At 60.6% G+C, this 6,536-nt stretch carries 4 protein-coding genes and 1 pseudogene; all 5 read right to left on the bottom strand.

Going from position 1 to position 6,536, the window contains the following annotated elements:
- Positions 1-36 precede the first annotated feature (36 nt).
- Complete coding sequence (gene rpoB, locus IG169_RS23735; protein WP_193178757.1) at positions 37-4,182, bottom strand: DNA-directed RNA polymerase subunit beta; 4,146 nt, start codon at positions 4,180-4,182, stop codon at positions 37-39.
- Positions 4,183-4,397: 215 nt separating this feature from the next.
- Positions 4,398-4,775, bottom strand: a complete 378-nt coding sequence (gene rplL, locus IG169_RS23730) for a 50S ribosomal protein L7/L12 (protein ID WP_193178756.1) — start codon at positions 4,773-4,775, stop codon at positions 4,398-4,400.
- Positions 4,776-4,836: 61 nt separating this feature from the next.
- On the bottom strand, positions 4,837-5,379 hold the full coding sequence (gene rplJ / locus IG169_RS23725; protein WP_193178755.1) for a 50S ribosomal protein L10: 543 nt from the start codon (positions 5,377-5,379) through the stop codon (positions 4,837-4,839).
- A gap of 313 nt (positions 5,380-5,692) precedes the next feature.
- Complete coding sequence (gene rplA, locus IG169_RS23720) at positions 5,693-6,394, bottom strand: 50S ribosomal protein L1 (protein ID WP_193178754.1); 702 nt, start codon at positions 6,392-6,394, stop codon at positions 5,693-5,695.
- 4 nt (positions 6,395-6,398) lie between these two features.
- A pseudogene (gene rplK, locus IG169_RS23715) lies at positions 6,399-6,536 on the bottom strand (50S ribosomal protein L11); the annotation flags it as partial.

Raw genomic sequence — 6,536 nt, 5'->3', positions numbered from 1 at the left:
CCGCCGGCGTGGATAAACCCGCCGGCGCCCTGCCGTTTACTCTGCGGCGTCAGGAAGCGCCTGCTGCTCCTCTTCCGGATAAGGCGCCCGGGTGGATTCAAGCTCCACGTTGAGGCCGAGCGAACGCATCTCCTTGACGAGAACGTTGAAGCTCTCCGGAATGCCCGCCTCGAAGGTGTCGTCACCGCGCACGATGGCCTCGTAGACCTTGGTACGGCCCGCCACGTCGTCCGACTTGACCGTCAGCATTTCCTGCAAGGTGTAGGCCGCGCCATAGGCTTCGAGCGCCCACACCTCCATCTCGCCGAACCGCTGTCCGCCGAACTGCGCCTTGCCGCCCAGCGGCTGCTGGGTAACGAGCGAGTACGGACCGATCGAACGTGCATGGATCTTGTCGTCGACAAGGTGATGCAGCTTCAGCATGTAGATGTAGCCGACGGTCACCTGCCGGTCGAATTCCTCGCCGGTACGGCCGTCATAGAGCGTCGACTGGGCGGTTTCCTTCAACCCTGCCTTTCTCAGCATTTCGTTGATGTCAGCCTCGACGGCGCCGTCGAAGACCGGAGTCGCGATCGAAACGCCACGCTCGAACTGCTTGGCGATCTCGATGACGCCAGCGTCATCGAGTTTCGCGACCGGTTCGTTGCGGTCGTTCGCCGGGATCAGGTCGGTCAACGTCTTGCGGATTTCGCCAGCATCGCCATTGGCGCGGTAGGCTTCCATCATCTCGCCGATCTTCCTGCCCATGCCTGCACAGGCCCAACCCAGATGCGTTTCGAGGATCTGGCCGACATTCATGCGGCTCGGCACGCCGAGCGGATTGAGCACGATGTCCGCATGCGTCCCGTCTTCCAGGAACGGCATGTCCTCGATCGGCAGGATCCGCGACACGACACCCTTGTTGCCGTGACGGCCGGCCATTTTGTCGCCCGGCTGGATCTTGCGCTTCACGGCCACGAAGACCTTGACCATCTTCATGACGCCCGGGGGCATCTCGTCACCGCGCTGCACCTTCTCGACCTTGTCCATGAAGCGCTGTTCGAGACGCTTTTTGGAATCGTCGTACTGGGTGCGAAGCTGCTCGAGATTATCCTGCTGCTTCTCGTCGGTGACGGCAAACTGCCACCACTGAGAACGCGGATAGTTCTCCAGCACTTCGGCAGAAAGCTTGGCGCCCTTCTTGAAGCCCTTCGGACCGGCGATGGACTCCTCACCGTCGAGCATCTCCGCCAGGCGGCCGAAGGTGTTGCGGTCGAGGATAGCCTGCTCGTCGTCGCGGTCCTTTGCGAGACGCTCGATTTCCTCGCGCTCGATCGCCATCGCGCGTTCGTCCTTCTCCACGCCATGGCGGTTGAAGACGCGCACTTCGACGACGGTACCGAACGCCCCAGGCGGCATGCGCATGGAGGTGTCGCGGACATCGGAAGCCTTCTCGCCGAAGATGGCGCGCAGGAGCTTTTCCTCAGGCGTCATCGGGCTCTCGCCCTTCGGCGTGATCTTGCCGACGAGGATGTCACCGGGGCCGACTTCGGCGCCGATATAGACGATGCCCGCCTCGTCGAGGTTCTTCAGCGCCTCTTCCGAAACGTTCGGAATGTCGCGCGTGATTTCCTCGGGCCCGAGCTTGGTATCACGCGCCATCACCTCGAATTCCTCGAGATGGATGGAGGTGAACACGTCGTCGCGGACGATCTTCTCGGAGAGAAGAATGGAGTCCTCGTAGTTGTAGCCGTTCCACGGCATGAACGCGACGAGCACGTTACGGCCGAGCGCCAGGTCGCCAAGATCGGTCGACGGACCGTCGGCGATGATATCGCCCTTGCCGATCACGTCACCGACACGAACCAGCGGACGCTGGTTGATGCAGGTCGACTGGTTGGAGCGCTGGAACTTCTGCAGCCGGTAGATATCGACACCCGATTTGGAAGCGTCGAGTTCTTCGGTTGCCCGGATGACGATGCGCATTGCGTCGACCTGATCGACAACGCCGCCACGCCGCGCGGCAATTGCCGCACCGGAGTCGCGCGCCACGATCGGCTCCATGCCGGTACCCACGAACGGTGCCTCGGCGCGCACCAGCGGCACCGCCTGACGCTGCATGTTGGAGCCCATGAGGGCACGGTTGGCGTCGTCGTTTTCCAGGAACGGGATGAGTGCCGCAGCAACCGAAACAAGCTGCTTCGGCGACACGTCCATGAGGTCGACCTGTTCGCGCGGCGTCAGCATGACGTCGCCGGCATGGCGGCAGATAACAAACTCGCTGACGAACGAACCGTCGTCCCCGATCTCGGCATTGGCCTGCGCCACGTGATGCTTGGCCTCTTCCATCGCGGAGAGATAAACGACCTCGCTGGTCACCTTACCATCGACGATCTTGCGGTACGGGCTCTCGATGAAGCCGTACTTGTTGACGCGTGCGAAGGTCGCCAGCGAGTTGATCAGACCGATGTTCGGGCCTTCCGGTGTCTCGATTGGACAGATACGGCCATAGTGCGTCGGATGGACGTCGCGGACTTCGAAGCCTGCGCGTTCGCGCGTCAGACCGCCCGGCCCGAGCGCCGACAGGCGCCGCTTGTGGGTGATCTCAGACAGCGGGTTCGTCTGGTCCATGAACTGCGACAGCTGAGACGAACCGAAGAACTCGCGAACCGCGGCAGCGGCAGGTTTGGCGTTGATCAGATCCTGCGGCATGACGGTGTCGATCTCGATCGACGACATGCGTTCCTTGATCGCACGCTCCATCCGCAACAGGCCGACGCGATACTGGTTTTCCATCAACTCGCCGACCGAACGCACACGGCGGTTGCCGAGGTTGTCGATGTCGTCGATTTCGCCCTTGCCGTCACGCAGGTCGAGCAGCGTGCGCAGGACTTCGATGATGTCTTCCTTGCGCAGCACGCGCACGGTGTCCTCGACGTCGAGGCCGAGACGCATGTTCATCTTCACGCGACCCACGGCCGACAGGTCGTAGCGCTCGGAATCGAAGAACAGCGACTTGAACATCGCTTCCGCCGTTTCCATCGTCGGCGGCTCGCCGGGACGCATGACGCGGTAGATATCGAACAGCGCGTCCTGGTGGCTTTCGTTCTTGTCGACGGCAAGCGTGTTGCGGATATAGGCGCCGACATTGACGTGGTCGATGTCGAGGATCTGAAAGGAACCATGCCCGGATTCCATCAGAACCGCCATGGTCTTCTCATCGATCTCGTCGCCGGCCTCGAGATAGATCTCGCCGGTCTCGAAATTGACGACGTCCTCGGCCAAATACATGGTGTAAAGGTCTTCGTCGGTGGCGCGCAATGCCTTTACGCCCTTCTCGGACAACTGACGTGCCTGGCGCGCGGTCAGTTTCTTTCCGGACTCCAGCACGACTTCGCCGGTATCGGCATCGATGAGGTCCGACGTGGCCTTTATGCCCTTCATGCGATCGGGCGAGAACGGCACACGCCAACCATCGCCGTCACGCTTGTATTCGACGGCGTTGTAGTAGGTGGAGAGGATTTCTTCGGCATCGAGGCCGAGCGCCATCAGAAGCGACGTCACCGGGATCTTGCGGCGGCGGTCGATGCGCGCATAGACATTGTCCTTGGCGTCGAACTCGATGTCGAGCCAGGAACCACGGTAAGGGATCACGCGCGCGGCGAACAGCAGCTTGCCGGAAGCGTGCGTCTTGCCCTTGTCGTGGTCGAAGAAGACGCCCGGCGAACGGTGCATCTGCGAGACGATCACGCGCTCGGTGCCGTTGACGATGAAGGTGCCGTTGTCGGTCATGAGCGGCATGTCGCCCATGTAGACGTCCTGCTCCTTGATGTCCTTGATCGACTTGGCGCCGGTATCCTCGTCGATATCGAACACGATCAGGCGAAGCGTCACCTTCAGCGGCGCGGAATAGGTCAGATCGCGCTGACGGCATTCCTCGACGTCGAATTTCGGCGCCTCGAATTCGTAGCGAACGAATTCCAGCATGGATGCACCCGAGAAATCCGAAATCGGGAACACCGATTTGAACGCCGCCTGCAGGCCCTCGTCGAGACGACCGCCCTGCGGTTCGTCGACCATCAGGAATTGGTCATAGGATGCTTTTTGAACCTCGATCAGGTTCGGCATTTCGGCGACATCGGGGATGTGACCGAAGTATTTTCTTACTCGCCTGCGTCCGTTGAAGGATATGGACTGAGCCATTGCCGCTCCTTAAAGTCTGCCCTGGCGGGCCTGCCAAATAATGCTCCGCACGCTGCGGAGAACTCTCGAAAAGAGCGAAGACCCATGCGCCCGGCCTTCCAGCTCTTGAAACGGTAAAAACCCGTTTCCGGAAACCGCTTCTGGCGGCCTCGGGAAAAGGGTTCACGCAACGCGGATACGGCAGGCGGAGCGTGTCCGCCTGCCGCAACACGAACTTACTTCATCGACGCTTTCGCGCCGGCTTCCGTCAGCTTCTTGACGATCTCTTCGGCTTCGCCCTTGGAGATCGCTTCCTTCACGGCCTTCGGAGCGCCTTCGACCAGATCCTTGGCTTCCTTGAGGCCAAGACCGGTGATGGAGCGCACTTCCTTGATCACGTTGATCTTCTGTGCGCCGGCTTCTTCGAGAATGACGTCGAATTCGGTCTTTTCTTCGGCGGCTTCAGCCGGAGCGCCACCGCCTGCGACAGCAGCGACGGCAACCGGAGCAGCGGCGGAAACGCCCCACTTTTCTTCCAGCATTTTCGACAGTTCTGCAGCTTCCAGAACGGTCAGGTTGGACAGGTCATCGACGATTTTTGCGAGATCAGCCATTTTTCGTTTTCCTTGAGTTTTTCAGGTTCGAACTTTGATTGGTTTGAGTACTGAAGACAGCCTATGCCGCCTCGTCCTTCTGGGCATATGCGTTGAAAACGCGGGCAAGGTTTCCTGCCGGTGCGTTGACAACCTGTGCGATACGCGTTGCCGGTGTGGAGATCATACCAACCAGCCTTGCGCGCAATTCATCGAGCGAAGGCAATTCGGCAAGCGCCTTAACACCTTGTGCATCGAGAATGGTCGCACCGAGTGTGCCGCCGAGCAAAACGAGCTTGTCGTTCGACTTGGCGAATTCACTCGCGATTTTGGGAGCTGTGACCGGGTCGCTCGCATATGCGATGACCGTCTGGCCTGTAAACAGGTCAGACATGCCCTCAGCTTCCGTGCCCTTGAGAGCGATTTTGGCAAGGCGGTTCTTCGCGACCTTCACCGATCCACCCGCTTCACGCATTTTGGTGCGAAGATCGCCCATCTGCGCGACGGTAAGACCGGTATAGTGGGCCACGACAACGGAGCCGGCTTCATTGAAGACCGTATTCAGCTGCGTGACGAATTCGCGTTTTTCCGCTCTATCCACTGCGTCTCTCCAATTTGCAGACATCACCGGAGTGCGGTCTGCGGTTGCCTTTGCCGCCAGGAGAGCCTTTTGAGATCACCCGACGACGTTCGAGGATCCTGCCCCCTTACGCCGGATCTGCGATCGCGGCACAAGGCAATACGTTCGAACCCGCAAAACAGGCCATTCGGCCAAAACTTCTTGGGCCCTTAGCGTCTCATGCAGGCTCGTGAAAATTAAGGCGAGCCACCTGCAATCTCGGACAGGGACCGGGCTTTCACCCGGCTTTTTCGAACCGGCGGACCGGTTCGAAAACTTTTAAGGACAATCGCTTGCAGCGATATCCTGAACTAGTGCATCAAGCTTCGACGGAGAGGCTCGACGGATCGATCTTCACGCCGGGGCCCATGGTCGAGGAAACGGCGACGCGCTTCACATAGGTGCCCTTTGCGCCCGACGGCTTGGCCTTGTTGACCGCGTCTGCGAGCGCCCGGATGTTCTCTTCCAGCGCCTTGGCATCGAAAGATGCCTTGCCGACGCCGGCATGAACGATCCCGGCCTTTTCGACGCGGAACTCGACAGCGCCGCCCTTCGATGCCTTGACGGCTGCGGCGACGTCCGGCGTCACAGTGCCGACCTTCGGGTTCGGCATCATGCCGCGCGGGCCGAGCACCTTGCCGAGACGGCCGACCAGCGGCATCATGTCCGGCGTTGCGATGCAGCGATCGAAATCGATCGTGCCGCCCTGGACGATATCGACCAGGTCTTCCGCGCCAACGATATCGGCGCCGGCAGCCTTGGCTTCCTCCGCCTTGTCGCCACGTGCGAACACGGCGACACGAACGCTGCGCCCGGTGCCGTTCGGCAGATTGACCACGCCGCGGACCATCTGGTCCGCATGGCGCGGATCGACACCGAGATTCATCGCGACTTCAACGGTTTCGTCGAATTTCGCCTTGGCGCGATCCTTGACCATCGTCACGGCCTCCGACAGCGCATAGAGCTTGTTACGGTCGATGCCGTCGCGGATCTGCTGGGTACGTTTGCCAATATTAGCCATCGCCTCAGCCCTCCACGTCCAGGCCCATCGCGCGCGCGGAGCCTTCAATCATGCGCATGGCCGCTTCGATGTCGGCTGCGTTCATATCCTTCATTTTGGCTTCGGCGATCTCGCGGATTTTGTCGCGCCCGATCTTGCCCGC

This window comes from Oricola nitratireducens (assembly GCF_014904745.1).
In the GTDB taxonomy this organism is placed as follows: domain Bacteria; phylum Pseudomonadota; class Alphaproteobacteria; order Rhizobiales; family Rhizobiaceae; genus Oricola; species Oricola nitratireducens.
The sequence above is the reverse complement of the archived record's forward strand: the minus strand, read 5'-3'. Positions and strand labels throughout refer to the sequence as shown.

Bases quoted from the DNA above. Each gene is read 5' to 3' on its own strand.
- rpoB (WP_193178757.1), bottom strand. From the start codon at position 4,182: ATGGCTCAGTCCATATCCTTCAACGGACGCAGGCGAGTAAGAAAATAC.
- rplL (WP_193178756.1), bottom strand. From the start codon at position 4,775: ATGGCTGATCTCGCAAAAATCGTCGATGACCTGTCCAACCTGACCGTT.
- rplJ (WP_193178755.1), bottom strand. From the start codon at position 5,379: ATGTCTGCAAATTGGAGAGACGCAGTGGATAGAGCGGAAAAACGCGAA.
- rplA (WP_193178754.1), bottom strand. From the start codon at position 6,394: ATGGCTAATATTGGCAAACGTACCCAGCAGATCCGCGACGGCATCGAC.